The 25,306-nt window shown below is 73.5% G+C and carries 21 protein-coding genes; all 21 read right to left on the minus strand.

What is annotated here, in order from left to right:
- Positions 1-27: 27 nt before the first annotated feature.
- The 21 genes from AC060K_RS07865 to dop all read right to left on the minus strand — a co-directional run bounded on the left by AC060K_RS07865 (position 28) and on the right by dop (position 25,250).
- The gene (locus AC060K_RS07865) at positions 28-1,494 is read right to left on the minus strand and encodes a glutamate synthase subunit beta (RefSeq protein ID WP_483764871.1); all 1,467 of its coding nucleotides are present in this window, start codon (positions 1,492-1,494) and stop codon (positions 28-30) included.
- On the minus strand, positions 1,487-6,025 hold the full coding sequence (gltB, locus tag AC060K_RS07870; RefSeq protein ID WP_483764872.1) for a glutamate synthase large subunit: 4,539 nt from the start codon (positions 6,023-6,025) through the stop codon (positions 1,487-1,489). Before gltB ends, AC060K_RS07865 begins: the two co-directional genes overlap by 8 nt.
- Before the next feature lie 113 nt (positions 6,026-6,138).
- On the minus strand, positions 6,139-7,149 hold the full coding sequence (lgt, locus tag AC060K_RS07875; RefSeq protein ID WP_483764873.1) for a prolipoprotein diacylglyceryl transferase: 1,011 nt from the start codon (positions 7,147-7,149) through the stop codon (positions 6,139-6,141).
- The gene (gene trpA / locus AC060K_RS07880) at positions 7,146-8,012 is read right to left on the minus strand and encodes a tryptophan synthase subunit alpha (RefSeq protein WP_483764874.1); all 867 of its coding nucleotides are present in this window, start codon (positions 8,010-8,012) and stop codon (positions 7,146-7,148) included. The genes lgt and trpA overlap by 4 nt, the downstream gene beginning before the upstream one ends.
- On the minus strand, positions 8,009-9,319 hold the full coding sequence (trpB, locus tag AC060K_RS07885) for a tryptophan synthase subunit beta (protein ID WP_483764875.1): 1,311 nt from the start codon (positions 9,317-9,319) through the stop codon (positions 8,009-8,011). Before trpB ends, trpA begins: the two co-directional genes overlap by 4 nt.
- A 14-nt stretch (positions 9,320-9,333) precedes the next feature.
- Positions 9,334-10,149 (minus strand): indole-3-glycerol phosphate synthase TrpC, encoded by an 816-nt coding sequence (gene trpC / locus AC060K_RS07890; protein ID WP_483764876.1) that lies wholly within the window; start codon positions 10,147-10,149, stop codon positions 9,334-9,336.
- Positions 10,150-10,313: 164 nt separating this feature from the next.
- Entirely contained in the window at positions 10,314-10,724 is a 411-nt protein-coding gene (locus AC060K_RS07895; protein ID WP_483764877.1) for a DUF2752 domain-containing protein, read from the minus strand.
- Between the two features lie 7 nt (positions 10,725-10,731).
- The gene (locus AC060K_RS07900; RefSeq protein ID WP_483764878.1) at positions 10,732-11,250 is read right to left on the minus strand and encodes a DUF4190 domain-containing protein; all 519 of its coding nucleotides are present in this window, start codon (positions 11,248-11,250) and stop codon (positions 10,732-10,734) included.
- Positions 11,247-11,501, minus strand: coding sequence for an HGxxPAAW family protein (locus AC060K_RS07905; protein ID WP_483764879.1), 255 nt, complete (start codon positions 11,499-11,501; stop codon positions 11,247-11,249). The genes AC060K_RS07900 and AC060K_RS07905 overlap by 4 nt, the downstream gene beginning before the upstream one ends.
- Before the next feature lie 58 nt (positions 11,502-11,559).
- Positions 11,560-12,201 carry a Trp biosynthesis-associated membrane protein gene (locus AC060K_RS07910; protein ID WP_483764880.1) on the minus strand — a complete coding sequence of 214 codons (642 nt, stop codon included), beginning with the start codon at positions 12,199-12,201 and terminating at the stop codon, positions 11,560-11,562.
- Positions 12,202-12,223: 22 nt separating this feature from the next.
- Positions 12,224-13,816 (minus strand): anthranilate synthase component I, encoded by a 1,593-nt coding sequence (locus AC060K_RS07915; RefSeq protein WP_483764881.1) that lies wholly within the window; start codon positions 13,814-13,816, stop codon positions 12,224-12,226.
- On the minus strand, positions 13,813-14,247 hold the full coding sequence (gene hisI / locus AC060K_RS07920; RefSeq protein WP_483764882.1) for a phosphoribosyl-AMP cyclohydrolase: 435 nt from the start codon (positions 14,245-14,247) through the stop codon (positions 13,813-13,815). Before hisI ends, AC060K_RS07915 begins: the two co-directional genes overlap by 4 nt.
- A 69-nt stretch (positions 14,248-14,316) precedes the next feature.
- Complete coding sequence (locus AC060K_RS07925) at positions 14,317-16,173, minus strand: ABC transporter ATP-binding protein (RefSeq protein ID WP_483764883.1); 1,857 nt, start codon at positions 16,171-16,173, stop codon at positions 14,317-14,319.
- The gene (locus tag AC060K_RS07930; RefSeq protein WP_483764884.1) at positions 16,170-18,104 is read right to left on the minus strand and encodes an ABC transporter ATP-binding protein; all 1,935 of its coding nucleotides are present in this window, start codon (positions 18,102-18,104) and stop codon (positions 16,170-16,172) included. The genes AC060K_RS07925 and AC060K_RS07930 overlap by 4 nt, the downstream gene beginning before the upstream one ends.
- Before the next feature lie 204 nt (positions 18,105-18,308).
- Positions 18,309-19,079 carry an imidazole glycerol phosphate synthase subunit HisF gene (gene hisF / locus AC060K_RS07935; RefSeq protein WP_483764885.1) on the minus strand — a complete coding sequence of 257 codons (771 nt, stop codon included), beginning with the start codon at positions 19,077-19,079 and terminating at the stop codon, positions 18,309-18,311.
- Between the two features lie 31 nt (positions 19,080-19,110).
- The gene (locus AC060K_RS07940) at positions 19,111-20,031 is read right to left on the minus strand and encodes an FKBP-type peptidyl-prolyl cis-trans isomerase (RefSeq protein ID WP_483764886.1); all 921 of its coding nucleotides are present in this window, start codon (positions 20,029-20,031) and stop codon (positions 19,111-19,113) included.
- Positions 20,032-20,102: 71 nt separating this feature from the next.
- Positions 20,103-21,464, minus strand: a complete 1,362-nt coding sequence (gene pafA / locus AC060K_RS07945) for a Pup--protein ligase (protein WP_483764887.1) — start codon at positions 21,462-21,464, stop codon at positions 20,103-20,105.
- A 55-nt stretch (positions 21,465-21,519) separates the two neighbouring features.
- A complete protein-coding gene (gene prcA, locus AC060K_RS07950; protein WP_483764888.1) occupies positions 21,520-22,434 on the minus strand; it encodes a proteasome subunit alpha in 915 nt (304 codons plus the stop codon).
- Positions 22,431-23,297, minus strand: a complete 867-nt coding sequence (prcB, locus tag AC060K_RS07955) for a proteasome subunit beta (RefSeq protein WP_483764889.1) — start codon at positions 23,295-23,297, stop codon at positions 22,431-22,433. The genes prcA and prcB overlap by 4 nt, the downstream gene beginning before the upstream one ends.
- Positions 23,298-23,495 carry a ubiquitin-like protein Pup gene (locus AC060K_RS07960; protein ID WP_125777692.1) on the minus strand — a complete coding sequence of 66 codons (198 nt, stop codon included), beginning with the start codon at positions 23,493-23,495 and terminating at the stop codon, positions 23,298-23,300.
- An 81-nt stretch (positions 23,496-23,576) separates the two neighbouring features.
- Positions 23,577-25,250, minus strand: coding sequence for a depupylase/deamidase Dop (gene dop, locus AC060K_RS07965; RefSeq protein WP_483764947.1), 1,674 nt, complete (start codon positions 25,248-25,250; stop codon positions 23,577-23,579).
- Between the last annotated feature and the right edge of the window lie 56 nt (positions 25,251-25,306).

The following is a 25,306-nucleotide window of genomic DNA, read 5'->3' on the forward strand; positions in this document are numbered from 1 at the left end:
GCGCGAGCCGAGACCAGGGAATGAAATCTAGGCCCGCAGCGCGACCGTCCTGGGCCGCACGGGGGCGGGCAGCTCGGTCCCGCCCTGCAGGTAGGTGTCGGCCGCCGCGGCCGCGGCGCGGCCCTCGGCGATCGCCCACACGATGAGGGACTGCCCGCGCCCGGCGTCGCCGGCGACGAAGACACCCGGCAGGCTCGCCGCGTAGTCGTCGCTCCGGGCGACAAGGCCGCGGTCGGTCACCTCGATGCCGGTCTGCTCCTCGAGGAGCCGCGTCTCCGGGCCGGTGAAGCCCATCGCGATCAGGACCAGGTCCGCCGGGATCTCCCGCTCGGTCCCGGGCCTGGGCGCACGGCGCCCGTCCGGCAGGTACTCGGTCTCGGCGACCTTCAGGGCACGCACGGCACCCGTCCCGTCGTCGAGGAACTCGACCGTCGACGCCAGGTACGTGCGCTCGCCGCCCTCCTCGTGCGAGGTCGAGACCTCGAACAGGATCGGGTCGGTCGGCCACGGCTGGCTCGCCGGGCGCTCCGTCGGCGGGCGCTTGCCGATCGCGAGCGTGGTGACGCTCGCGGCACCCTGACGCAACGACGTGCCCAGGCAGTCGGAGCCCGTGTCGCCGCCGCCGATGATGATGACGTGCTTGCCCTCGGCCGTGGGGGCGCCCTCGACCGGGTGCCCGGCCACAGCCTTGTTGGCCGGCGTCAGGAAGTCCATCGCGAAGTGGACGCCGGCCAGCTCCCGGCCCGGCAGGCGCAGGTCGCGCGGCACGGTGGCGCCCGTGGTGACCACGACGGCGTCGAACCGACGGCGCAGCGCGTCCCACGAGATGTCCTTGCCGATCTCGACGCCCGTGCGGAAGCGCGTGCCCTCCGCCTCCATCTGCGCCAGGCGGCGCTCGATGTGGACCTTCTCCAGCTTGAAGTCCGGGATGCCGTAGCGCAGCAGACCGCCCACGGCGTCGTCGCGCTCGTACACCACGACCGTGTGCCCGGCGCGGGTGAGCTGCTGGGCCGCCGCGAGGCCCGCCGGGCCCGAGCCCACCACGGCCACCGTGGAGCCCGTGAGGCGCTGCGGCACGACCGGCTGCACCAGGCCGCGCTCGAACGCCTCGTCGATGATCGACACCTCGATGTTCTTGATCGTCACAGCGGGCTGGTTGATGCCCAGCACGCAGGACGACTCGCACGGCGCGGGACAGACCCGGCCGGTGAACTCGGGGAAGTTGTTCGTGGCGTGCAGGCTGTCGATGGCGTCGGCCCACTGGCCGCGCCACACGAGGTCGTTCCACTCGGGGATGAGGTTGCCCAGCGGGCACCCCTGGTGGCAGAACGGGATGCCGCAGTCCATGCAACGGCCCGCCTGCTCCTTGAGGAACGGCTGCCCCTCGACCCGGTGCTCGTGCGTGTCCCGCCAGTCACGGAGGCGCACCTCGACCGGGCGGTTCGGCGGGAGCTCGCGCTCCCGCACCTTCAGGAATCCGCGGGGGTCAGCCACGGGCCACCTCCATGATGTGGTCCCAGCGGGCCGGGTCCCACTCGTTGCTGTCCAGGGGGTGCTCGGCGAGGGCCGCGCGGACGCGGGCCCAGCCGAGCGGGAGCACGCGGCTGATGCGCGCGCGGGCGAAGGGGTCGTCCAGCAGCTCGGCCGCCACGGGCGAGCCGGTCTCCTCGTGGTGACGTGTCAGGAGCTCGGACACGGTCTCCCAGTCGGCGTCGTCCAGCCGGCCCACCTCGAGCTCGCGGTCGCGCACGGCGGCCGCGTTCATCGCCGTCGGGCGCAGGTCCAGCACGTACGCCGTACCGCCCGACATGCCCGCGCCGAAGTTGCGGCCCGTGGGGCCCAGCACCAGGACGGTGCCGCCGGTCATGTACTCGCAGCCGTGGTCGCCCACGCCCTCGACCACCAGCGTGGCACCGGAGTTGCGGACGCCGAAGCGCTCGCCCACCCGGCCGCGCAGGAAGACCTCGCCCGACGTGGCGCCGTAGCCGATCACGTTGCCCGCGATCACGTTCGTGGCGCCGTCGAGCACCGCGGCCCGGTCGGGCCGGACGACGATGCGGCCGCCCGACAGGCCCTTGCCCACGTAGTCGTTGGCGTCGCCGAAGAGGCGCAGCGTGATGCCGCGGGGCAGGAACGCGCCGAGCGACTGGCCGGCGGAGCCGGTCAGGGTGACGTCGATGGTGCCGTCCGGGAGGCCCTCGCCGCGGTACCGCTTGGTCACCTCGTGGCCGAGCATGGTGCCGACCGTGCGGTTCACGTTCCGGACCGGCAGCGAGATCTCGACCCGCTCCCCGCGCTCCAGGGCAGGAGCGGCCTTCGCGATGAGCTGGTTGTCCAGCGCCTTCGCGAGCCCGTGGTCCTGCACCTTCGTCTGGTGGAGCGCCGCCCCCGGCCGGCCCTGCGGCTCGGCGAGGATGGGCCCGAGGTCGAGCCCCTGCGCCTTCCAGTGGTCCACAGCCTTGCGGGTGTCGAGCACCTGGACCTGGCCCACGGCCTCCTCGATGCTGCGGAAGCCGAGCGCCGCCAGGTGCTCGCGCACCTCCTGCGCGATGAACTCGAAGAAGTTCACGACGAACTCGGGCTTGCCCGTGAACCGGGAGCGCAGCTCGGGGTTCTGCGTGGCGACGCCCACCGGGCAGGTGTCGAGGTGGCAGACACGCATCATGATGCAGCCCGAGACCACCATCGGCGCCGTGGCGAAGCCGAACTCCTCGGCGCCGAGCAGCGCGGCCACGACCACGTCGCGGCCCGTCTTCATCTGCCCGTCCACCTGGACCACGATGCGGTCGCGCAGGTCGTTGAGCACGAGGGTCTGCTGGGTCTCGGCGAGGCCGATCTCCCAGGGCGTGCCGGCGTGCTTGAGCGACGTCAGCGGCGAGGCGCCCGTGCCGCCGTCGTGCCCCGAGATGAGGACGACGTCCGCGTGCGCCTTGGACACGCCCGTGGCCACGGTGCCCACGCCGAACTCGGAGACGAGCTTCACGTGGATGCGCGCCGACGGGTTCGCGTTCTTGGCGTCGTGGATCAGCTGCGCCAGGTCCTCGATCGAGTAGATGTCGTGGTGCGGCGGCGGCGAGATGAGGCCCACGCCCGGCGTCGAGTGCCGGGTCTTCGCCACCCACGGGTACACCTTGGAGCCGGGCAGCTGACCGCCCTCGCCGGGCTTGGCGCCCTGGGCGAGCTTGATCTGGATGTCGTCGGCCTGGGTCAGGTACTCGCTGGTGACGCCGAACCGGCCGGACGCGATCTGCTTGACCTTGGAGCGGCGCTCCGGGTCGTACAGGCGCTCCGGGTCCTCGCCGCCCTCACCCGTGTTGGACCGCCCGCCCAGGCGGTTCATCGCGATGGCGAGGGTCTCGTGCGCCTCGGCGGAGATCGAGCCGTACGACATGGCGCCCGTGTTGAAGCGCTTGACGATGTCGGCCACGGACTCGACCTCGTCGATCGGGACGGGCTCGCGGTCGGGGCTGAAGCGCAGGAGGCCGCGCAGCGTCATCAGGCGCTGCGACTGCTCGTCGACGCGCCGCGTGTACTGGCGGAAGATGTCCATCCGGCCGCTGCGGGTCGCGTGCTGGAGGCGGAACACCGTCTCCGGGTCGAAGAGGTGCTCCTCGCCGTCGCGGCGCCACTGGTACTCGCCGCCCGTGGTGAGGCGCTGGTGCGGCTGGTGGTTGCCCGACGGCGGGTACGCCTCCGCGTGGCGCGCCGCGACCTCGGCCGCGATCACGTCCAGGCCGACGCCGCCCAGGCGCGAGGTGGTGCCCGTGAAGTAGTCGTCGACGAGCTCGTGGGACAGGCCCACGGCCTCGAAGATCTGGGCACCGCGGTACGACATGATCGTGGAGATGCCCATCTTGGACATCACCTTGAGCACGCCCTTGCCGAGCGCCTTGATGAGGTTGGTGACCGCCTTCTCCGGGGCCACGTCCAGGTAGCCACGGCGGGCCAGGTCCTCGACGGTCTCCATCGCGAGGTACGGGTTGACCGCCGCCGCGCCGTAGCCGATCAGGAGGGCCACGTGGTGGACCTCGCGCACGTCGCCGGCCTCGACCACGAGCGACACCTGGGTACGGGTGTGCTTGCGGACCAGGTGGTGGTGCACCGCGCTCGTGAGCAGCAGCGACGGGATCGGCGCGAGCTCGGAGTTCGAGTCGCGGTCGGACAGCACGATGAAGGACGCGCCGTCCTCGATGTGCCCGTCGACCTCCGCGAAGATCTCCTCGAGGCGCGCCAGCAGAGCCTTGCCGCCCCCGCTGACGTCGTAGAGGCCGCGCACCGTGACCGCGCGGAAGATGCCTTCCAGCGCGGGGTCACGGTCCACGCGGATGATCTTGGCGAGCTGGTCGTTGTCCAGCACCGGGAACGGCAGCACAAGCTTGCGCGCGTGCTCCGGGACGTCGGACAGGAGGTTCGGCTCCGGGCCGATGGCGCCGCCGATCGAGGTCACGAGCTCCTCGCGGATCGCGTCCAGCGGCGGGTTCGTCACCTGGGCGAACATCTGCGTGAAGTAGTCGAAGAGCAGGCGCGGGCGCGACGAGAGCACCGCGATCGGCGTGTCCGTGCCCATGGCGCCGAGCGGCTCGGCCGCGGCGGTCGCCATCGGCGACAGGATGACGCGCAGCTCCTCCTCGGTGTAGCCGAAGGCCCGCTGACGGCGGCGCACCGACGCCGGGCTGTGCGCCACGTGCTCGCGGTCCGGGAGCGCGTCGAGGTGCACCGAGTGCTCCGCGATCCACTGCGCGTACGGGCGCTTCGCCGCGAGGTGCGACTTGACCTCGTCGTCCTCGACGATGCGGCCCGAGCCGGTGTCCACCAGGAACATGCGGCCCGGCTCCAGCCGGCCCTTGCGCACGATCGACGCCGGGTCGAGGTCCAGGACCCCGGCCTCCGACGCGAGGACGACCAGGCCGTCCTCCGTGACCCAGTAGCGGCCGGGGCGCAGGCCGTTGCGGTCCAGGACCGCGCCGATCAGCGTGCCGTCCGTGAACGTGAGCGCGGCCGGGCCGTCCCACGGCTCGATGAGGTTGGCGTGGTACTCGTAGAACGCGCGGCGCGCGGGATCCATCTCGGCGTTGTTCTCCCACGCCTCCGGGATCATCATCAGCACGGCGTGCGGCAGCGACCGGCCGCCGAGGTGCAGCAGCTCCAGCACCTCGTCGAAGCTGGCCGAGTCGCTCGAGCCGGGCGAGCACACCGGCTGCAGCGGCGCCAGGTCGCCCAGGAGGTCGCTCTCCATGGCGCCCTCGCGGGCCGCCACCCAGTTGCGGTTGCCGCGCACCGTGTTGATCTCGCCGTTGTGCGCGATCAGCCGGAACGGCTGGGCGAGCGGCCACGAGGGGAACGTGTTGGTGGAGAAGCGTGAGTGCACCAGCGCCAGCTCCGAGGCGTACCGCGGGTCGGAAAGGTCCGGGAAGAACGGCTCGAGCTGGGCGGTGGTGAGCATGCCCTTGTACGTGAGCGTCCGGGCCGACAGCGAGGCGAAAAAGAGCTCCAGCTCGTTCTCGGCCCGCTTGCGCAGCCGGTAGCAGCGGCGGTCGAGGTCGATGGCGGCCAGCTCGCGCGACGGGTCGGCCACGACGAGCTGCCGGAACACCGGCATGGTGGCGCGTGCCGACGGGCCCACGATGTCGGCGTTCACGGGCACGTCACGCCAGGCGAGGACGTCGAGCTTCTCCTCGGCGGCCAGGGCCTCGACGCGCTGCACCACGCGGTCGCGCTCCGCCTCGTCCTGCGGGAGGAAGGCGATGCCGATGGCGTAGTGGCCCGCGGGCGGCAGCTCGGCCGCCACCACGTCGCGCACGAACGCGTCGGGGATCTGCGTCAGGATGCCCGCGCCGTCGCCCGTGTCCTCCTCGGCGCCGACGGCGCCGCGGTGGTCGAGGTTGAGGAGCGCGGTCAGCCCCGCGTCGACGATGTCGCGGCCGGGGGTCCCGCGAAGGGTGGCGACGAACGCCACACCGCACGCGTCGTGCTCGGCGGACGGGTCGTACAAGCCCTGTGCGGGCCTGTGCAGCGGCATGCTCATGTGTCCTCACAGCCGCCCGGTCGAGCCGGGCGCGGTTCCTTGCGTTGGGTCGGGACGACGTCGGCCCGGTCTGACAGGGGCACGACGTCCGGTTGTCCCGGAGCCTGTGCCCCCTAGGTGCGCGCGGTAGCGCCCTGGTCGGGCTCCGCCGCAGCGTTCGGCTCGTCCTTCGACGAGCCCTTGTCATCCTTCTCGGCGTCCTGCTCGACGCCCTTCTCCGGCTCTGGGTCCGGCTCCGGAGCCGGGTCCTCCGGCCGCAGCCGGACGGACTCCTCCCGCTCGGGATACTTCCGTGCCAGGAGCACCGACACCACCACCGCCGTGAGGCCGAGGAGGATCGAGGTCCAGACGTTGAGCCGCAGGCCGAGGATGTGCTCGGCCGTGTCGATCCGCAGCATCTCGATCCAGACCCGGCCGAGAGTGTAGACCAATACGTACGCCCAGAATACCCGCCCATGACCGAGCTTGAACCGACGGTCGAGATAGATGAGCAGCCCGGCCATGGCCAGGTTCCACACCAGCTCGTAGAGGAACGTCGGGTGGAAGAGCGTTCCCTCGGGGAAGGTGTGCCCCGTGTCGCGCGCGAGCTGGTCCAGCACGCCCGGCGAGATCTCGAGGCCCCAGGGCAGCGTGGTGGGCGCGCCGAAGAGCTCCTGGTTGAACCAGTTGCCGAGCCGGCCGATCGCCTGGGCCACGAGCAGACCGGGGGCGAGGGCGTCCGCGTACGAGGAGAACTTCACCCCGAGCCGGCGGCAGCCGATCCAGGCGCCCACCGCACCGAGCGCCACGGCGCCCCAGATGCCGAGGCCGCCCTCCCAGACGTACAGGGCCCGGACGGGGTCGCCCCCGGGTCCGAAGTACGCGTCCGGGGACGAGAGCACGTGGTAGATGCGGCCGCCCACGATGCCGAACGGGACCGCCCAGAAGGCGATGTCCAGCACGTCGTCCGCGTTCCCGCCGCGGGCCACCCAGCGCCGGCGCGTGATGAGGACCGCCGCGACGATGCCCAGCAGGATCGCCAGGGCGTAGGCGCGCAGCGGGAAGATCCCGATGTACCAGGTGTGCTGGGACGGGCTCGGGATCGAGGCGGGCAGCACCGCTGCCGCCTGGAGGAGCGAGGTCACGAGGTCTCTCCGGAGAGGATGGGCGAGCCGCCGGGGTCACCGGCGCGAGCCGACCGTACCCCGGACGCGAGGTCCTCGGTCACGGCGGCGAGCGCGGTGAGACGGTCTGCCCACGGCGCATCCCCGAGGAGGGGGCGCACGAACGCCGAGCCCACGATGACGCCGTCGGCGAACCGGCCCACCTGGGCCGCCTGCGCGCCGGTGGAGACGCCGAGGCCCACGCAGACGTGCTCGGCCCCGGCGGCGCGGGTGTCGGCCACGAGCTGCTCAGCACGGGCGCCCACCTGCGTGCGCTCCCCCGTCACGCCCATCGTCGAGGCCGCGTAGACGAAGCCGCGGGACGCGCGCGCCGTGAGCGCCAGGCGCTCCGGCGTGGAGCTGGGCGCGACCAGGAACACCCGGTCGAGGCCGTGCTCGTCGCTCGCGGCGATCCAGCGGCCCGCCTCGTCAGGGATGAGGTCGGGCGTGATGAGCCCGGCGCCGCCGGCGCCGGCGAGGTCGCTCGCGAACGCGTCCACGCCGTACCGCAGCACGAGGTTCCAGTAGGTCATCACGAGGACCGGCACGCCCCGGGACGCGACGGCCTCCACGACGGGGAACAGGTCCCGGACCCGCGTGCCGGAGTCGAGCGCCTGCTGCGCCGCGGCCTGGATCGTGGGGCCGTCCATCACCGGGTCCGTGTACGGCAGGCCCAGCTCGATCATGTCGACACCGTGGTCCACGAGGACGTTCAGCGCCTCGACGGACCGCTGGACGTCGGGGAACCCGATCGGCAGGTAGCCGACGAGGGCCGGCCGGCCCTCCTCGTCGCGCAGCCGTGCGAGCGTGGCGGCAGAGCCCGGGGTCGTCGCGGTCACGGTCATGCCCGCCCCTCCTTGTTCTCGACGTCGTCGCCCGCGTCGGCGTCCAGGAGCCCGAACCACCGCGCGGCGGTCGCCACGTCCTTGTCGCCACGGCCCGAGAGGTTCACCAGGATCGTGTAGGGCAGCCCGTCCGGGCCGGTCCGGCCCTCGGCCTCGGCCGCACGGCCGACCCGCAGCGCCCCGGCCAGGGCGTGGGCGGACTCGATCGCCGGGATGATGCCCTCCGTGCGGCACAGCAGGCGGAACGCCTCCATGGCCTCGACGTCGGTCACCGGCTCGTAGGTGGCCCGGCCGAGGTCGTGCAGCCAGGAGTGGGCCGGGCCTACGCTCGGGTAGTCGAGGCCCGCCGACACCGAGTGGCTCGGCAGCGTCTGGCCGTCGTCGTCCTGCATGAGGTACGACCGGGCACCGTGCAGCACGCCGGGAGCACCGCCCGAGAAGCGGGCGGCGTGCCGCCCGCTCTCCACACCCTCGCCGCCGGCCTCGAAGCCGAAGAGGGCCACCCCGTCGTCGTCCAGGAAGGCGTTGAAGATGCCCAGCGCGTTGGAGCCGCCGCCCACGCACGCGGCGACGGCGTCGGGAAGCCGGCCCGTGCGCTCCAGCACCTGGCCGCGCGCCTCCTCGCCGATGATGCGGTGGAACTCGCGCACCATCTCCGGGAACGGGTGCGGGCCGGTGACGGTGCCCAGCAGGTAGTGGGTGGTCTCCACGTTCGCGACCCAGTCGCGCAGGGCCTCGTTGATCGCGTCCTTGAGGGTGCGCGACCCGATCGTCACGGGGACCACCTCGGCACCGAGCAGGCGCATCCGGGCCACGTTCAGCGCCTGGCGCCGCGTGTCCTCCTCGCCCATGTAGATCACGCACTCGAGGTCCATGAGCGCGGCGGCCGTGGCGGTCGCGACGCCGTGCTGGCCCGCGCCCGTCTCGGCGATCAGCCGCTTCTTGCCCATCCGCTTCACGAGCAGCGCCTGGCCCAGCACGTTGTTGATCTTGTGCGAGCCGGTGTGGTTCAGGTCCTCGCGCTTGAGGAACACGCGCGCGCCGCCCGCGTGGGCCGCGAAGCGCGGCACCTCGGTGAGCGGGCTGGGGCGGCCCACGTACTCGCGGTGCAGCCGCGCGAGCTCGTCGGTGAACGCCGGGTCGCCCAGCGCCTTGCGGTACTCGGTCTCGACCTCGTCGAGGGCGGCGATCAGCGCCTCGGGGACGAACCGCCCGCCGAACTCGCCGAAGTACGGTCCCTGGACGTCGGCCAGCCGTGCGGTCAGGGCCGCGCTGGTGCCCGGCGTGGTGCCGGTCTCGTCAGTCATCGGTCGTGTCTCCTTCAAGCCGGACGGCGTCCCTGCAGCGACGGGTGCGAGCCCGCCGCGACCAGGTCGGCGACGGTGGCACGGGGGGTGGCGTTCTTGACGAGGGTCTCCCCCACGAGCACGGCGTCCGCACCCGAGCGGGCCATCTCCATGACGTCGTGCGGGCCCTTGATGCCCGACTCCGCGATGCGCACCACGTCGTCTGGGATGTAGGGCGCCAGGCGCTGGAACAGCGTCATGTCGAGCTCGAGGGTCTTGAGGTTGCGGTGGTTGACGCCGATGACGCGGGCGCCCGCGTCCAGCGCGCGCCGCACCTCCTCGAGCGTGTGCGTCTCGACCAGGGCAGTCATGCCCAGGGAGTGCACCCGCTCCACGAGCGACTCGAGCACCGTCTGCTCGAGCGCGGCGACGATGAGGAGCACCAGGTCGGCGCCGTGCGCCCGGGCCTCCCACACCTGGTACGGCGAGACCACGAAGTCCTTGCGGAGCAGCGGCACGTCCACCTTGGCGCGCACGGCGTCGAGGTCGGCGAGGCTGCCGCCGAAGCGGCGCTGCTCGGTGAGCACGGAGATCGCCGAGGCGCCCCCGCGCTCGTACTCGGCGGCCAGCGCGGCCGGGTCGTCGATCGTGGCGAGCGCGCCCTTGGACGGGCTCGACCGCTTCACCTCGGCGATGACTGCGACGGCGTCGTCGGGGCGGAGCCGCGCGACGCACTCGACGGCGCCCGGTACGCGGGACGCCCGCTCCTTGAGGTCGTCGAGCGACGTGCGTGCCTCGCGCACGGCGAGGTCCTCCCGGACCCCCGCGACGATGTCCTCCAGGACGGTCATAGCTGTGCCTCCCCGTACCCCTCGGGCTACCTGCCCCGCCCGGCGGTTGCGCCCCGGACCATCAGCCATCGTAGGACGCCGCGCGGACTGCCCCGCGCACACGACCGGGGATCGAGACGACACGCCGTCAGTTCTTGCCGGCGTGTCTCGCTCGCCGGACCCTCTCAGGCCAGCCACGGGGTCAGGTACGGCACCAGCGGCGGGAGGTTGCGCGCTACGCCGAAGAGCACGAGAACCCCGAGTCCCGCGACGCCGGCCCGCACCGGGATGCGCGGCGCGGGCAGGCCGCGGGCGGCACGCGCTGTCCAGACGGCCCACAGCGTGACCAGGACGGGGACCAGCAGCACCCACAGGGGGTTGGCCGCCCAGGCGCCCGCGAGGTCGAGGTGCGCCAGGTCGTGCGTGGCGCGCAGGCCACCGCACGCCGGGCACGCGAACCCGGTCAGGACCAGCAGGGGGCAGAAGCCGTAGCTCCCCGCGCGGTGCGGGTCACGGACCGCGAGGACGGCGGTGGCGGCGGCCACGACGGCCCCCGTCACGAGCGGCGCGAGGAGCGCCGGCCGGGCGGCCCTCATGGCAGCCTCAGACGACGCGGCCGGCCAGGGCCGTCACGGCCGACGAGTAGACGTCCGACCCGCTCCACTCGTGCAGCATGCCGATCCCGCCGCCCACGGCGAGGAGGATCACGAAGCCGAGGACCGCGAGCACGAACAGGCCCACGGAGACCCAGCCCAGGATCACGCCCGCGACCGCCATGCCGTCGTTGTCCGCGTCGCCGGCCCGGACGGCCCGGCGGGCCGCGTTGCCGATGACGATCGCCGGCACCCCGGTCAGGATCGAGCAGCTGAGGACGATGGAGGCGAGGCCCAGGACCAGCGACCAGATCCCCAGGTCGTTCTTGGGGTAGACCTTCGCGGGCCCGGGGGCCGGCGACGCCGCCGGCGGGGTCCCGTAGGGCGTGCCGCCCTCGGGCGGGTACCCGTATCCCGGCGCGGCCGGGTAGCCCGGACCGCCCCCGGCCGGGCCCTGCGGGCCCGGGCCGTAGGGGGGCTGCTGCCCGTCGCCGGGCGGCTGCCCGCCCTCGGGCGGCTGCTGACTCACCGGTGGACCTTCTTCTGGCCGAGGCCCAGGTTACGCAGCACGAGGCCGACGACGAGGCCCGCGCCCACCACCACGAGGCCCACCCAGAACCAGAGCGCCTCCATGAAGGTGACGCCCACGGCGGAGATCACGACCCCGAGGGAGATCCCGATCATCGTCACCCAGGCGGCGACGGTGTGACCGTGGTTCGTCGGAGGCGCAGCGGGCGGCAGGTAGGCGAGCTCGGCGGCCTTCGGCGTGTTGTCGACCATGGGGGTGCTGACCTTTCTTCGTACGACGTGGGCCTCAGCCTATCGTTCGGGCCGGAGGTCAGCGGCCCGTAGGGTCCTCGCCGCGGGTGAGCGAGTCCCACGCGTCGTGCGCGTCCAGGTCGCCGTCGGGGCCGGCTGCGCCCGGCGCCGCAGCGGGCCCGGTGCCCGCCCCGGTGGCCGCCCCGGCGCCCTCCGAGCGGGCCGCGGCCCGCTCGTGCCGCCCCGAGGCGGCGCTCCAGTCGCGCGCGCCGAGGGCGGCGAGCACTGCGACGACGACCGCCGCAGCCCCGACCACGACGGCCGCCCAGGGCCAGACGGACACCGACACGGCCGACGTGAGGTCCGTCACGCCGGTGGCCTGGCCCGCGGCCGCGGTGGCTGCGGGCACCGGGTCGGCCAGGACCACGGCGGCCGAGGCGGTGACGAGCACGCCGGCCGCCGCCGCCACCGCGAGCGCCACCCAGCGCGCCACGCGGCCGACGAGCGCCAGGGCGACGCCCGCGGCGAGCAGCACGAGCGCTCCCGCGCCCAGCCCGGGCGCCGCCGCGGTGCCCGACGCCGTCACGGTCACCTCCGGCTCGAGGGCGGTGGCGACCGTGGTGGTCAGCCAGGTGGCGGAGCCGGTCCCGAAGGCGAGCACGCCGAGCAGGAGGAGGGCCCCGAGGGCACGGGACCGCGAGCGCAGTGCCGGGAACGTCACACGGACTCCTTGCTGACGGGGCTCACAGCGACCGGAACCGCGCGGCGAGCTGGACGGCCCGGACGGCCGCGGCCGCCTTGTTGCGCGACTCCTCGAACTCGGCCACCGGCACGGAGTCGGCGACGATCCCGGCGCCGGCCTGGACGCTCGCGCGCCCGTCCCGGATCACCGCGGTGCGGATCGCGATCGCCATGTCCATGTTGCCGCCGAAGTCGAAGTAGCCGACCGTCCCGCCGTAGATCCCGCGCGAGGCGGGCTCGAGCTCGTCGATCAGCGCGATCGCGCGGGGCTTGGGCGCGCCGGACAGGGTGCCGGCGGGGAACGTGGCCTTCAGTGTCTGGAGTGCGGTGCGCCCGGCGCGCAGACGGCCGACCACCGTGGAGCACAGGTGCATGATGTGGCTGAACCGGCGGGGCCGCATGAACTCCACGACCTCGACCGACGTGGGCTCGCAGACCTTGACGAGGTCGTTGCGCGACAGGTCCACGAGCATGATGTGCTCGGCGCGCTCCTTCGGGTCGGCCAGCAGCTCCTCCTCGAGGCGGACGTCCTCCTCCGGGGTGGCTCCACGAGGACGTGAGCCGGCGATCGGGTACGTGGTGACGTGGCCGTCGGTCACCTTGACGAGCGTCTCCGGGCTCGAGCCCACCACCGCGAAGTCGCGGCCCACCGCGTCCGTCAGGTGAAAGAAGTACATGTAGGGGCTCGGGTTCACCGTCCGCAGCGCCCGGTACACGTCGAGCGGGTCGGCGGGGCAGTCGATGTCGAAGCGCTGCGAGAGCACCACCTGGAACACCTCGCCGTCGCGGATCGCCTCCTTGCCCGCGAGGACGGCGTCCTCGAACTCCTTCTCGCTGGACCGCGCCTTGACCTCGGGCACCGGGTCGTCGGCCACGACGACCGACGTCACGCGTGGCGCCCCCGCGACGAGCCTCGCCTGCATGGCGTCCAGGCGGGCGACGGCGTCCGCGTGCGCCTCGTCGACCCGCTCGTCGGTCCCGTCGATGTTGATCGCGTTCGCGACGAGCCACACCGTCCCGTCGCGGTGGTCGACCACCGCCAGGTCCGTGGCGAGGCAGAGTGCCACCTCGGGCGCGCCCAGCTCGTCGGGGGCGTTCGCGGGGAGCGTGGGCTCCCAGTGGCGCACCACGTCCCAGCCGAGGGCGCCCGCGAGCCCGCCCGTGAACGGGGGCAGGCCGGGGATGCCCGGGGTGCGGAGCTTCTCCAGCGCCACCTCCAGGACGTCCACCACGTCGCCCTCGGTCGGGATGCCGACCGGGACGTCACCCGTCCACACGGCCTGCCCGCCCGCCGCCGTGAGCATCGCGCGCGACGCCACGCCCACGAACGACCACCGCGACCAGGCGTCGGCCGACTCCGCGGACTCGAGCACGAACGTGCCGGCCCGGCCCTGGGCCAGGGTGCGGTACAGCCCGACCGGGGTGACGTCGTCGGCCAGCAGGGGGCGTACCACCGGGATGACGCGGCGCGTGGTCGCGAGGGTGCGGAAGTCGTCGAGGCCCGGCCAGGTCCGGCCCCACGCGAGGTCCGCCGGGACGGCGGGCGTGCCGTGCTCCAGGCCGGAGGCGGGGGACGGGGCAGTGGTCTGGCTCACCGGTTCTCCTCGGGGTGGTCGGACGCCGGGACGCCCGGCTCGGCGGCGGGACGCTGCCCGACCACCGCGCCCAGGTCTCCCCCGGCCTCGAAGCACGTGCGCGTACCGGTGTGGCAGGCGGCGCCCACCTGGTCGACGCGCACGAGCAGGGCGTCACCGTCGCAGTCGAGCGCGACGGACCTCACGTACTGCGCGTGCCCGGACGTGTCTCCCTTGCGCCAGTACTCCTGGCGGGAGCGGCTCCAGAAGGTCACGCGGCCCTCCGTGAGGGTGCGGTGCACCGCCTCGTCGTCCATCCAGCCGACCATCAGCACCTCGCCGGAGTCGTGCTGCTGCACGACGGCGGCGACCAGGCCGTCGTCGTCGTGCTTGAGGCGCGCGGCGATCTCGGGGGCGAGGCGGGACGGCGTGTCGGGACGCGGATCTGGCACCCGAGAATCCTCCCACGTCCGTCCCGCCCGCCGGACGGCGGACCGTGATCCGGTCCGCGCGTCACCGCGTCATCGCGTCTGGGACACCCAGCTCGCGTGCATCGACGCGTACAGCCCGCCCGCGGCGGTCAGCTCCTCGTGCGGGCCCACCTCGACGACCTGCCCGGCGTCGACCACCACGACGAGGTCGGAGGCCTCCGCGGTCGAGAGCCGGTGCGCGATGGTGATCGTGGACCGGCCGTTCGTGAGGGAGTCGAGCGCCCGCGCGATGCGCACCTCGGTGGCCGGGTCCACCGCCGAGGTGGCCTCGTCCAGCACGAGCAGGTCCGGCTGGGCCAGGTACGCGCGGGCGATCGCGACCAGCTGCCGCTCCCCCGCGGACAGGGCCTCGCCGCGCTGGCCCACACGGGTGCCCAGCCCGTCCGGCAGGTCGGCCACCCAGTCGCTGAGCCCCAGCTCGGCGAAGGCGGCCGCGACGGCCGCACGGACCCCGGCGTCGTCGAGCGTGGCGCCCCGGAGGCCGTAGGCCGCGTTCTCCAGCACCGTCCCGTCGAAGAGGAATCCCTCCTGCGGCACGAGCACGACCCGCTCGCGCAGGCTCTCCAGGGCCACCTGGCGCAGGTCCACGCCGTCGAGCAGGACGGCCCCTGCCGTGGGGTCCATGAGGCGCGTGACGAGCTTGGCGATCGTCGTCTTGCCCGAGCCGGTCTGGCCCACGACGGCGACCTTGGTGCGGGCTGGCAGGTCGAGGGTCACGCCGTGCAGCACCTCGGGCCCGTCGCCGTAGGCGAAGCGGACGTCGCGGAACGACACCGCCGCAGGACCGCGGGCCTGGCGCACCGCGTCGGGCGCCTCGGTCACCTCGACCGGCGTCTCGACCACGGCGATGACGCGGCGCCACCCGGCGACAGCGTTCTGCAGCTCGTTGAGGATCTCGGTGGCCATCTGCACCGGCCCGGTGAAGAGCTGGACCAGGAAGAGGAACGCCACGACCTCGCCGGCGGTCAGCGACCCGCCGACGCCCAGGTACGCGCCCACCACGACCACGACGGCCAGCACGAGGTTCGACACGAGCACGCCCGACGAGAACACCGCCGAGACCAGCACCTGCGAGCGCCCCTGCGCCCGCCGCGTGTCCTCGACAGCCTCGGCGACCCGGCGCCCGGTGCGCCGCGTGACGCCGTAGGCCCGCACGGTCTCCGCCCCGACGACCGCCTCGCTGATCGCGCCCAGCATGGCGCCGACGCGCTCGCGCACCAGCGTGTAGGCGGCGTTGACGCGCTCCTGCCCGAACCGGATGAGGAGGAACATCGGGATGAAGCAGGCCCACACGACGGCGGTGAGGATCGGCGAGTACACGGCCATGAGGACCGTCGCCACGGCCATCTGCAGCACCGCGACGAGCAGCATGATGCCGCCCCACTGCACGAACAGGGACACGGTGTCGACGTCGTTCGTCACACGCGAGACGAGCGCGCCGCGGCGCTCCGTGTTCTGCGTGAGGGTGGAAAGGTCGTGCACGTGCCGGAACGCGCGGACGCGCAGGGCCGCGAGGCCCGCCTCCGTGGAGCGGAACAGGCGCACGTTGACCATCGCCGCGCAGACGGCGGCGAGGAGCAGTGCCGCGGTGGCGAGGCTCGCGAGCAGGGTCACCCGGCCGACGTCGGGCCCGGTGTCGGCGAGGATGCCGTCGTCGATGGTGCGCTGGACCGTCAGCGGGACCACCACGCGGCCCGCGGCCGCGAGGACCGCGAGCCCGAGGGTGAGCCAGATCCCGTCGACGATCTGCGGCGACAGCTCCACGCCGCGGCGCAGCGTGGCGAGCACGCCGAGCCTGCTCGCCGACTCGATCCGGACGCCGTTGGCGTCGAGCTCGTCCTCGGGCACCTCGGTGGTCTCGTCCGGAGCCTCGGTCACGGTGGTCATCGGGTCGCCCCCTCCAGCTCGTCGGTGTCCGTCCCGTCCCCGGCGGGGTCGAGGCCCTCGGCGGCAGCCTCGTCGGCCCGCTCCTGCTCGCGGCGCTCGGCCTCGGCCTGGTAGGCGGTGGCCAGCTCCCGGTACCCGGGGTCCCGCGCCATCAGCTCGTCGTGGGTGCCCGTGTCGGCGACGCGGCCGCCCTCGACGTGGACCACCCGGTCCGCGAGCGCGACCGAGCTCATGCGGTAGGCGACCATGACCACGGTGGTGCTCCGCTCGCCGTCGGGCCCGCTGCGGACCGCGAGGCCGCGCAGGATCTCCTGCTCGACGCGCGGGTCGACGGCGCTCGTGGCGTCGTCGAGCACGAGGAGCCGGGGCTTGCGCACCAGGGCGCGCGCGATGGCGAGGCGCTGACGCTGCCCGCCGGAGAGGTTGGCGCCGCGCTCGCCGAGGGGCGCGTCGAGGCCCCCGGGCAGCTTCCGCACGGTCTCCTCGAGGCGGGCGAGGCGCAGGGCCTCCCACACCTCGTCGTCGGTGAGGACTTCCGTGGCGGACCCATGGGCTGACTGGGTCCCCGCCTCCTCGCGGTCCGCGAGCGTCACGTTGGCCCGCACGGTGTCCTCGAAGATGAAGGTCGTCTGCGTGACGAGGGCGACCTGCGACGGGATCTCGCCCTCGGCGAGGGTGCGCAGGTCGGCGCCGTCGAGCAGGACGCGGCCACGGGTGGGGTCGGAGAGCCGGGCCAGGAGCGACACGAGGGTCGTCTTGCCGGAGCCGGTGGTGCCGACGACGGCGACCGTGGCGCCCGCGGGGACCACCGTGTGGACATCGTCCAGCAGCGTGATCATCCGGCCGCCGCCCTCGGCCTCGACGTCCACGCCGATGCCCTCCAGGCGGACCTCCAGGCCGGCGTGCCCGGCGGGCAGGCGGGCGTCGCCGTAGACGAGCGCGCCCTCGGCGTCGACCACCTTGGCGATGCGCTCGTACCCGACCAGGGCGCGCGGCAGCTCGCCGAGCACCCAGCCGAACGCCATGAGCGGGACCGTCATCATGGTGAGGAGGTACGCGGCGGTGACCACGTCACCCGGGGCGATGTCGCCGGAGGCGACCCTCCACGTGCCGACGGCGAGCACGGCGAGCGTGCCGATGGCCGGGAGGTTCTGGATCACCGGGTCGAAGATCGCGCGCACGACGCCGACGCGGACATTGGCGTGCCGCAGCGCGTCGGCGGTGGCGGCGAACCGCTCCTCCTCGCGGTCCTCCGTGCCGAGCGCCTTGACCAGGAGCGCGGCCTCGAAGGACTCGTGCGCCACGTCGGCGACGTCGCCGCGGAGCTGCTGCGCCCGCGTCACCGCCGGCGACATGTGCCGCTGGTAGTACGCGTTGACGGCCACGGTGACCGGGACCACGACGAGCGCCGCGAGCGCCAGCCACGGGTCGGTCGCCACCAGCATGCCGACGGCGACGCCGATCATCACCACGACGCCCAGCGCGAACGGCAGCGGGTTGAAGACGGCGTTGGCCGCCTCGGCGTCCGAGGTGGTGTGGTTGAGGAGCTGGCCCGCGGGGTGGGCCCGGTGCCAGGACACCGGGAGCCGCAGGTACTGGCGCGTCAGCAGGGTGCGCTGGTCGGCGATGTTGTTGACGTAGCCGTACCCGGCCCAGATGCGGCGGCCGGCCACGGCCAGCGCGAGCGACAGGGCCACGCCCGCGAGGACGAGGCCGGCGACCCAGATGCGGTCGCGCGCCGCGGCGTCACCGGCGATCGCCGGCACGACGACGGTGTCGGTGGCCCAGCCGACCGCCCGGCTCACGCCGACGGTCAGGGCACCGAACGCCGCCGACGCGGAGATCGCGAGGACGTAGAGCGCGGGGTGCGCGCGGATGCCGCGCCCCATGAGGACCAGGGACCGGCGCCACCGGGCGCCGGACAACGTCATCGGCCGGTACTCGACGCGGGGCCGCACCCGCTCGGGTCGGCTCCGGGGTCCGGCGGCGTCTCGCGCGCCTGGGGGCATGGAGGGGCCTCGCTTCCGCGGTTCGTGGGATGTCGAGATCATCTCATGCCTCGGGAAACGATTCGACAGGTTTTGCTCCGGGCAGAGGAGTCGTCCGGGCCGGTGCCGCTGGGCGGCCCGAGCGGGTCAGCGGACGTCGATCCCGGCGGCCCGCATCGCGTCCTTGACCTGGCCCACGGTGAGCGTCCCGAAGTGGAACACGCTGGCCGCCAGGACGGCGTCGGCCCCTGCCCGGGCCGCCTCGACGAAGTGCTCCGGGATGCCCGCGCCCCCCGAGGCGATGAGCGGCACGCCCACCCGCTCGCGCACGGCGCCCAGCATCTCCAGGTCGAAGCCGGCGGTGGTGCCGTCCGCGTCCATGGAGTTGAGGAGGATCTCCCCCGCGCCCAGCGCCGCGGCCTTCTCGGCCCACTCGACGGCGTCGATGCCCGTGCCGCGGCGTCCGCCGTGAGTGGTCACCTCGAAGCCGGAGGGCGTGGTCACGTCGCCGCTGACGCGCCGGGCGTCGACCGACAGGACGAGCACCTGGCTGCCGAACCGGCCGGCGATCTCGGCGATCAGCTCGGGGCGGGCGATCGCGGCCGTGTTGACGCCCACCTTGTCGGCACCGGCCCGCAGCAGGCGGTCCACGTCGTCGGCGGACCGCACCCCGCCACCCACCGTGAGGGGGACGAACACCTGGTCGGCCGTGCGGCGGACCACGTCCACCATGGTCTCCCGCTCACCCGACGACGCCGAGACGTCGAGGAACGTCACCTCGTCAGCCCCCTCCGCGTCGTAGCGGGAGGCGAGCTCCACCGGGTCCCCGGCGTCGCGGAGGTTCTCGAAGTTGACGCCCTTGACGACGCGCCCCGCGTCGACGTCCAGGCACGGGATCACGCGGACTGCTACGGACATGCTGCTGCCTCCTTCACGGGGAGCACGGGCGCTACCCCTCCTGGACTTCCTGCTCGGGCGCCACCGGGTAGTGCGAGTCGAGGATGTCGACGACGTAGACGAGGGTCTCCCCCGCGAGCGGGCTGGCCGTGTCGGCGTAGCCCAGGCTCGGCGGCACGACGAGCAGCACCTGCGAGCCCACGGTCTTCTCCAGCAGGCCCTGGTCCCAGCCCTCGACCAGCTGGCCGATGCCCACCATGCTCGACTGCGGCGGCTCGCCCGGGTCCCACGTGGTCTCGAAGACCTCGCCCGTGCTCCAGACCACCGCGGTGAACTCGACGGTGACGATCTGGCCGGCCTCGACCTGCGCGCCCGTCCCGCGGACCAGCGGCAGCGCCACCAGCTCCTGCGGCGGCTCCGTCTCCCAGGGGACGCTGACCTGCGGCTCCCCGTCGTCGTGCCGGGTCACCCGGGGCAGGCCCTCCGGGGCCTGGACCTCCGTACCCGCCGCCCGCGTGGGCAGCACGTCGACGACCAGGAGCACCGGGACGCCCTCCGCCGCGTCCAGGACCAGGAGCCGGGCCCCGACGCGCACGCCCTCGAGCGCCTCGTACAGGTGCGGGCCCAGGGACGTCTCCGTCATCGTGTACGCCACCGGGGCGTCGGCGAAGGTGTTCTGCAGGGCCGTACCGTCGCGGCCGTCCTGGGCGTAGAGGTTCAGCAGCAGGGGCGCGCCGCGCTCCAGGCGGTCGCCCGTGCCCGGCCAGATGGTGCGCGAGCCAGGCTGGGTCACCGCGAACGGGATCTCGTACTGCAGCGTGGGGGGAAGCCCGGCCGGGCCGGAGACCGTCACCGGCGCCTGCGGCGGCGGGCCCGCCGCGTCGTCCAGCGGGGTCGGGATCGAGCCGGGCGCGCACCCGGCCAGGACGGCGAACGCCACGACCAGCGCGACGAGGACCCGGACCGACTTCACGCCGGACAGTCTCCCACGACCGGGCCGGGGAGCCGCGCGGCAACTGCCACCGCACGGCTCCCCGGACGGCCTCACATCGACTCGATGAGCCGCTCGACGCGCTCGTCGACAGAGCGGAACGGGTCCTTGCACAGGACGGTGCGCTGCGCCTGGTCGTTGAGCTTGAGGTGCACCCAGTCCACCGTGTAGTCGCGGCGTGCCTCCTGCGCCGCGCGCACGAAGTCGCCGCGGAGCTTGGCGCGCGTGGTCTGGGGCGGCACGGCCGTCGACTCGAAGATCTCGAGGTCCGTGGTGACCCGCTCCACCATCCCCCGGGCCGCGAGCAGGTTGTACAGGCCCTCGGTCCGCGAGATGTCGTGGTACGCGAGGTCGAGGCGGGCGATCCGCGGGTCGTCCAGCGACAGGTCGTGCTTGGCCTGGTAGCGCTCGATGAGACGGAGCTTGATCACCCAGTCCAGCTCCCGGTCGACGAGCGTCAGGTCGCCCGAGGCCAGGGCACGCAGACCCCGCTCCCACAGGTCGAGGACCTGCTTGACGACGGGGGTGGGGTCCGTGGTCTGCTCCACCAGCTCCCGCGCCCGCTGGTAGTACTCGGTCTGGATGTCGACCGCCGTCATGGTGCGGCCGTTCGCGAGCTGCACGGGGTGCAGGCCCGTGTGGTCGTGGCTGATCTCACGGATCGCCCGGATCGGGTTCTCCAGCGTGAGGTCCCGCATCGGCACGCCGGCCTCCACCAGCCGGAGGACGAGGTCCGTGGTGCCGACCTTCAGCATCGTCGTGGGCTCGGCCATCGACGAGTCGCCCACGATCACGTGCAGCCGCCGGTAGAGCTCGGCGTCCGCGTGCGGCTCGTCCCGCGTGTTGATGATGGGCCGCGACCGGGTCGTGGCGCTCGACACGGCCTCCCAGATGTGGTCGGCCCGCTGCGAGAGGCAGAACACCGCCCCCCGTGGGGTCGAGAGCACCTTGCCCGCACCGACGAGGACCTGACGAGTGATGAGGAACGGCACCAGCACGTCCGACAGGCGGGAGAAGTCGCCGTTGCGGCGCACCAGGTAGTTCTCGTGGCAGCCGTACGAGTTCCCCGCGGAGTCGGTGTTGTTCTTGAACAGGTGGATCTTGCCCGGCAGGTCCTCGTGCTCCAGCCGCTGCTGGGCGTCGGCCACCAGGCCCTCGAGGATGCGCTCCCCGCCCCGGTCGTACGCGACGAGCTGCCGCACGTCGTCGCACTCCGCCGTGGCGTACTCGGGGTGCGAGCCCACGTCCAGGTAGAGGCGCGAGCCGTTTCTCAGGAACACGTTCGAGGAGCGACCCCACGCCACCACCTTGCGGAACAGGTAGCGTGCCACCTCGTCGGCGGACAGGCCACGCCCGTCGTCCGCCGCGCACGTCACGCCGTACTCGGTCTCGAGCCCGAAGATCCTGCGGTCCATGACTTGCCTCCCCGTTCCTCGTGCGGTGCCGTGGGTCGCCCTCGAATCGTGCGTGTCAGTCCCCCTGCTCCGGGTCCTTGCCCGGTTCCGGGGTCGCCGGCGTGTCAGCCGGCTCGTCCGGGGCGTCAGCGGCCGGCTCGTCCGGGGCGCCGCCCGGCGCGGCGCCGTCGGCGAGGAGTCCGGCGAGCACCTGACCTGTGAGGCGCCGGAAGGCACGCCGCGGCCGGGACCGCTCGAGCACCGCGACCTCGAGCTGCGAGACCTCCAGCGGGGCCGCGGGTGCGGCCCCAGCCGTGCTGCCCGCCGGGCCCGCCTTGCTCCCGGCGGCCTTGCCCGCGGCACCCGCCGTGGAGGCGGTGCTGGTCCCGCCGCCCGCCGAGGCCCCGGTCGCACCGCCGCCCTCGCCCGTGCCCAGCACGCCGACGGCGAGGCGCAGCACCTCGCCGAGCGACATCTCGGGACGCCAGGCCTCCTCGACCCGCCGGCCCAGCTGCTCGGCCTGGCCACCCATGACCACGAACCCGTGCTCGTCGGCGACCGTGCCGTCGTACGTGAGGCGGTAGATCTGGTCCTGGGCGCTCGTCACGCCCACCTCCGCCACCACCAGCTCGACCTCGAGCGGCTTGGACTCCGTGATGAACACCGTGCCGAGGGTCTGGGCGTAGGCGTTGGCCAGGCCGCGCGCCGTGACGTCGGACCGGTCGTACGAGTATCCGCGCAGGTCGGCGTACCGGACCCCGGCCACGCGCAGGTTCTCGAACTCGTTGTACTTGCCCACCGCGGCGAACCCGATGCGGTCGTAGATCTCCGAGATCTTGTGCAGCGCCCGCGACGAGTTGACCGTCGCGAACGCGATCCCCTCGTCGTAGGCCAGGACCACCACGGACCGGCCGCGCGCGATGCCCTTGCGCGCGAAGTCGGCCCGGTCCTTCATCAGCTGCTCGGGCGAGACGTAGAACGGCATGGTCATGCGACCGACCCCCTCTCACGGCGCTGCGCGACGATCTGCTCCACCGACTGCTCCAGCTCGTCCTGGGGCACCCTCCGGTACCCGTCCGCCGTGACGGTGGCCACGACGGGGAAGATGCGCCGCACCGTGTCCGGCCCGCCCGTCGCCGAGTCGTCGTCAGCGGCGTCGAAGAGCGCCTCGACGACGACCTGCACGGCCTCCTCGGCCGAGAGCCCCGGCTTCCAGAGCTTCTTCAGCGCGCCCCGGGCGAAGATGGAGCCCGACCCGACGCTGTGGTGGTCCCGCTCCTCGTACCGGCCGCCCGTGACGTCGTACGAGAAGATGCGCCCCGTACCCCGGTCCAGGTCGTAGCCCGCGAACAGCGGCACCACGGCGAGGCCTTGCATGGCGAGAGGCAGGTTGCCCCGGATCATGGTGCCGAGCCGGTTGGCCTTGCCGTCGAGCGACAGCAGCGAGCCCTCGATCTTCTCGTAGTGCTCCAGCTCGAGCTGGAAGAGACGCACCACCTCGACGGCGATGCCGGCCGTGCCCGCGATGCCGACAGCCGAGTACTCGTCCGCCGGGAAGACCTTCTCCATGTCGCGGTTGGCGATCATGGAGCCCATCGTGGCGCGCCGGTCGCCGGCCATCACCACGCCGGACGCGGGCGCGCCCGGCTCGCCGAACGTCACCGCGACGATCGTGGTGGCGTGCGGCGCCAGCTCGGCCGGGTTCACCGCGCCCGCCGTCCCGTGGGCGGTGGCGCGGCGGCCGGGCAGCATCTCCGGGGCATGGTCGGCCAGGAAGTCGACGAAGGACGCCGACCCCGGACGCAGGAACGCGTCCGGGAGCCGGCCCGAGGTGCCCTCACCCGCGCGGTGCAACTACTGACCGCCCTTCTGCACAAAGCCACGGACGAACGACTCGGCGTTGGTCTCCAGCACCTCGTCGATCTCCTCCAGCAGCGCGTCCACCTCGGCGTCGCGCTGCTGCGGCTGGCCCGCGGCGGCCGCCGGTGCCTGGTCGTCGTCGTCCGGCGTACGGTCCTCGTTCGAGGGGTTGATGCGTTCCTGACCTGCCATGATCGCCTCCTTGGTGGTACTGCCGCCGGCCTTGCGAGCCGCCGGTCCGGTAAGCCTAGGACGAGACACCCACATCGCGCCCTAGCCGGGCCCCGAGAGTCCGGCGAGCAGGGTGCGGGCGTCCGGGCTGGCGTCGAGCAGCGCGCCGATGAGGCGCCGCGTCCCGCGGGTGGGGTCGAGCATCGGCACCCGCTGCAGCGTCTGGGAGCCGCCCACGTCGAAGATGACCGAGTCCCAGCTCGCCGCCGAGACCTCGTTGCCGTAACGCGCCATCACCTCGCCGCGGAAGTAGGCGCGCGTGTCGGTGGGCGGGTGATGGACGGCGTGCGCCACGCTGCGCTCGTCGACGAGGCGCTCCACCGCGTCCCGCGCGAGGAGCCGGTGGTACACGCCCCGCTCCGGCCGCACGTCGGACCACTGCAGGTCCATGGCGTGCAGCCGCGGGTGGGACCAGTCGAGCCCGTCCCGCGAGCGCAGGCCGTCGAGCAGCCGCAGCTTGGCGACCCACTCGACCTCGCGGGCGCACGACTGCGGGTCCACGGCGAGCCGCTCCAGCACGGAGGTCCAGCGGCCCAGCACGGCGTCGGACTCGTCGTCGCTACCGAGCACCTTGAGCGCCCGGCGCACCACGTCGACGTAGGCGTCCTGGACCTGCAGGGCGGTCATGCTGCCGCCCGACGCGAGCTCGAGCGGCTCGTCGAGCGTCAGGTCGCGCGAGACCCGCTGGACGTCGCCCACCGGGTCGGCCAGCCGCAGGGCGGTCAGCTCGCTCCGGGCGGGCACGCCGGCGTCGGCCAGCTCGTCCAGGTGCTCCAGCACCCACAGCACCAGCGAGGTGCTGCCGGTCTTGAGGTACGTGGCCACCTCGAAGAGGTTCGCGTCGCCGAGGATCAGGTGGAGGCGGCGCCACCGCTGCCGGTCGGCGTGCGGCTCGTCCCGCGTGTTGACGATCGGCCGCCGCAGGGTGGTCTCGAGCCCCACCTCGGCCTCGATGTAGTCGGCGCGCTGCGACAGCTGGAAGCCGGCCTCGCCGCCGGCCACCCCGAGGCCGACCCGGCCGGAGCCTGCGAAGACCTGACGCGTCACGAGGAACGGCGTGATGAGCTCGGCCAGGAGCCCGAACGACAGGGCCCGGTCGACGAGGTAGTTCTCGTGCGTGCCGTAGCTGGCCCCCTTGCCGTCCACGTTGTTCTTGTAGAGCGCCACCTCGCTCCCGGGCACGTTCGCGAGCTCGCGGGCGGCGGCCAGCATGACGCGCTCCCCCGCGACGTCCCAGCGCACCAGGTCGAGGGGGTTGGTCACCTCCGGCGACGAGTACTCGGGGTGCGCGTGGTCCACGTAGAGGCGCGCGCCGTTCGTCAGGATGACGTTGGCCGCACTCGGGTCGTCGTACGGCTCGTCCGGCGCGGCGGGCCGCTCCACGTCCTGCAGGGGCCCCCGGCGCCGGGTCCGGTTCGAGAGACCACCGCCACCACGCGCGACGGCGGGCATCTCGCCCGTCACCGGGCCGGACGGCGCCGGCCGGGCGGGGTCGTCGGTGATCATCGACGGGTGCGCCGAGGCGCGGTCGAGGTGGAACCCCCGCGCGTCCTGCAGCGGGTCCTCGTCGTCGTAGTCCCACCGGGCCTTGCTGCGCGCCCCGTCGTCCCGCGCCGCCAGCGCCCGGTAGGTGGTCACCACCTGGCTCGACAGCAGCATGGGGTTGGCCAGGGGGCGCCCCGGCTGCAGCACCCCGTACTCGGTCTCGATGCCCATCACGCGACGCACGCTCACACGCACCACCCTAAGCCTGGGACCTCTTGCTGGTCGGT

Source organism: Antribacter sp. NEAU-D49 (assembly GCF_057158775.1).

What these genes read in the sequence shown, in the direction of transcription:
- pafA (WP_483764887.1), bottom strand. Translation starts at nt 21,464, where the DNA reads ATGGACCGCAGGATCTTCGGGCTCGAGACCGAGTACGGCGTGACGTGC.
- AC060K_RS07960 (WP_125777692.1), bottom strand. Translation starts at nt 23,495, where the DNA reads ATGGCAGGTCAGGAACGCATCAACCCCTCGAACGAGGACCGTACGCCG.
- AC060K_RS07905 (WP_483764879.1), bottom strand. Translation starts at nt 11,501, where the DNA reads ATGGTCGACAACACGCCGAAGGCCGCCGAGCTCGCCTACCTGCCGCCC.
- trpC (WP_483764876.1), bottom strand. Translation starts at nt 10,149, where the DNA reads ATGACCGTCCTGGAGGACATCGTCGCGGGGGTCCGGGAGGACCTCGCC.
- gltB (WP_483764872.1), bottom strand. Translation starts at nt 6,025, where the DNA reads ATGAGCATGCCGCTGCACAGGCCCGCACAGGGCTTGTACGACCCGTCC.
- hisF (WP_483764885.1), bottom strand. Translation starts at nt 19,079, where the DNA reads ATGTCCGTAGCAGTCCGCGTGATCCCGTGCCTGGACGTCGACGCGGGG.
- AC060K_RS07895 (WP_483764877.1), bottom strand. Translation starts at nt 10,724, where the DNA reads ATGAGGGCCGCCCGGCCGGCGCTCCTCGCGCCGCTCGTGACGGGGGCC.
- trpB (WP_483764875.1), bottom strand. Translation starts at nt 9,319, where the DNA reads ATGACTGACGAGACCGGCACCACGCCGGGCACCAGCGCGGCCCTGACC.
- AC060K_RS07930 (WP_483764884.1), bottom strand. Translation starts at nt 18,104, where the DNA reads ATGACGTTGTCCGGCGCCCGGTGGCGCCGGTCCCTGGTCCTCATGGGG.
- dop (WP_483764947.1), bottom strand. Translation starts at nt 25,250, where the DNA reads ATGGGCATCGAGACCGAGTACGGGGTGCTGCAGCCGGGGCGCCCCCTG.
- prcA (WP_483764888.1), bottom strand. Translation starts at nt 22,434, where the DNA reads ATGACCATGCCGTTCTACGTCTCGCCCGAGCAGCTGATGAAGGACCGG.
- trpA (WP_483764874.1), bottom strand. Translation starts at nt 8,012, where the DNA reads ATGACCGTGACCGCGACGACCCCGGGCTCTGCCGCCACGCTCGCACGG.
- AC060K_RS07925 (WP_483764883.1), bottom strand. Translation starts at nt 16,173, where the DNA reads ATGACCACCGTGACCGAGGCTCCGGACGAGACCACCGAGGTGCCCGAG.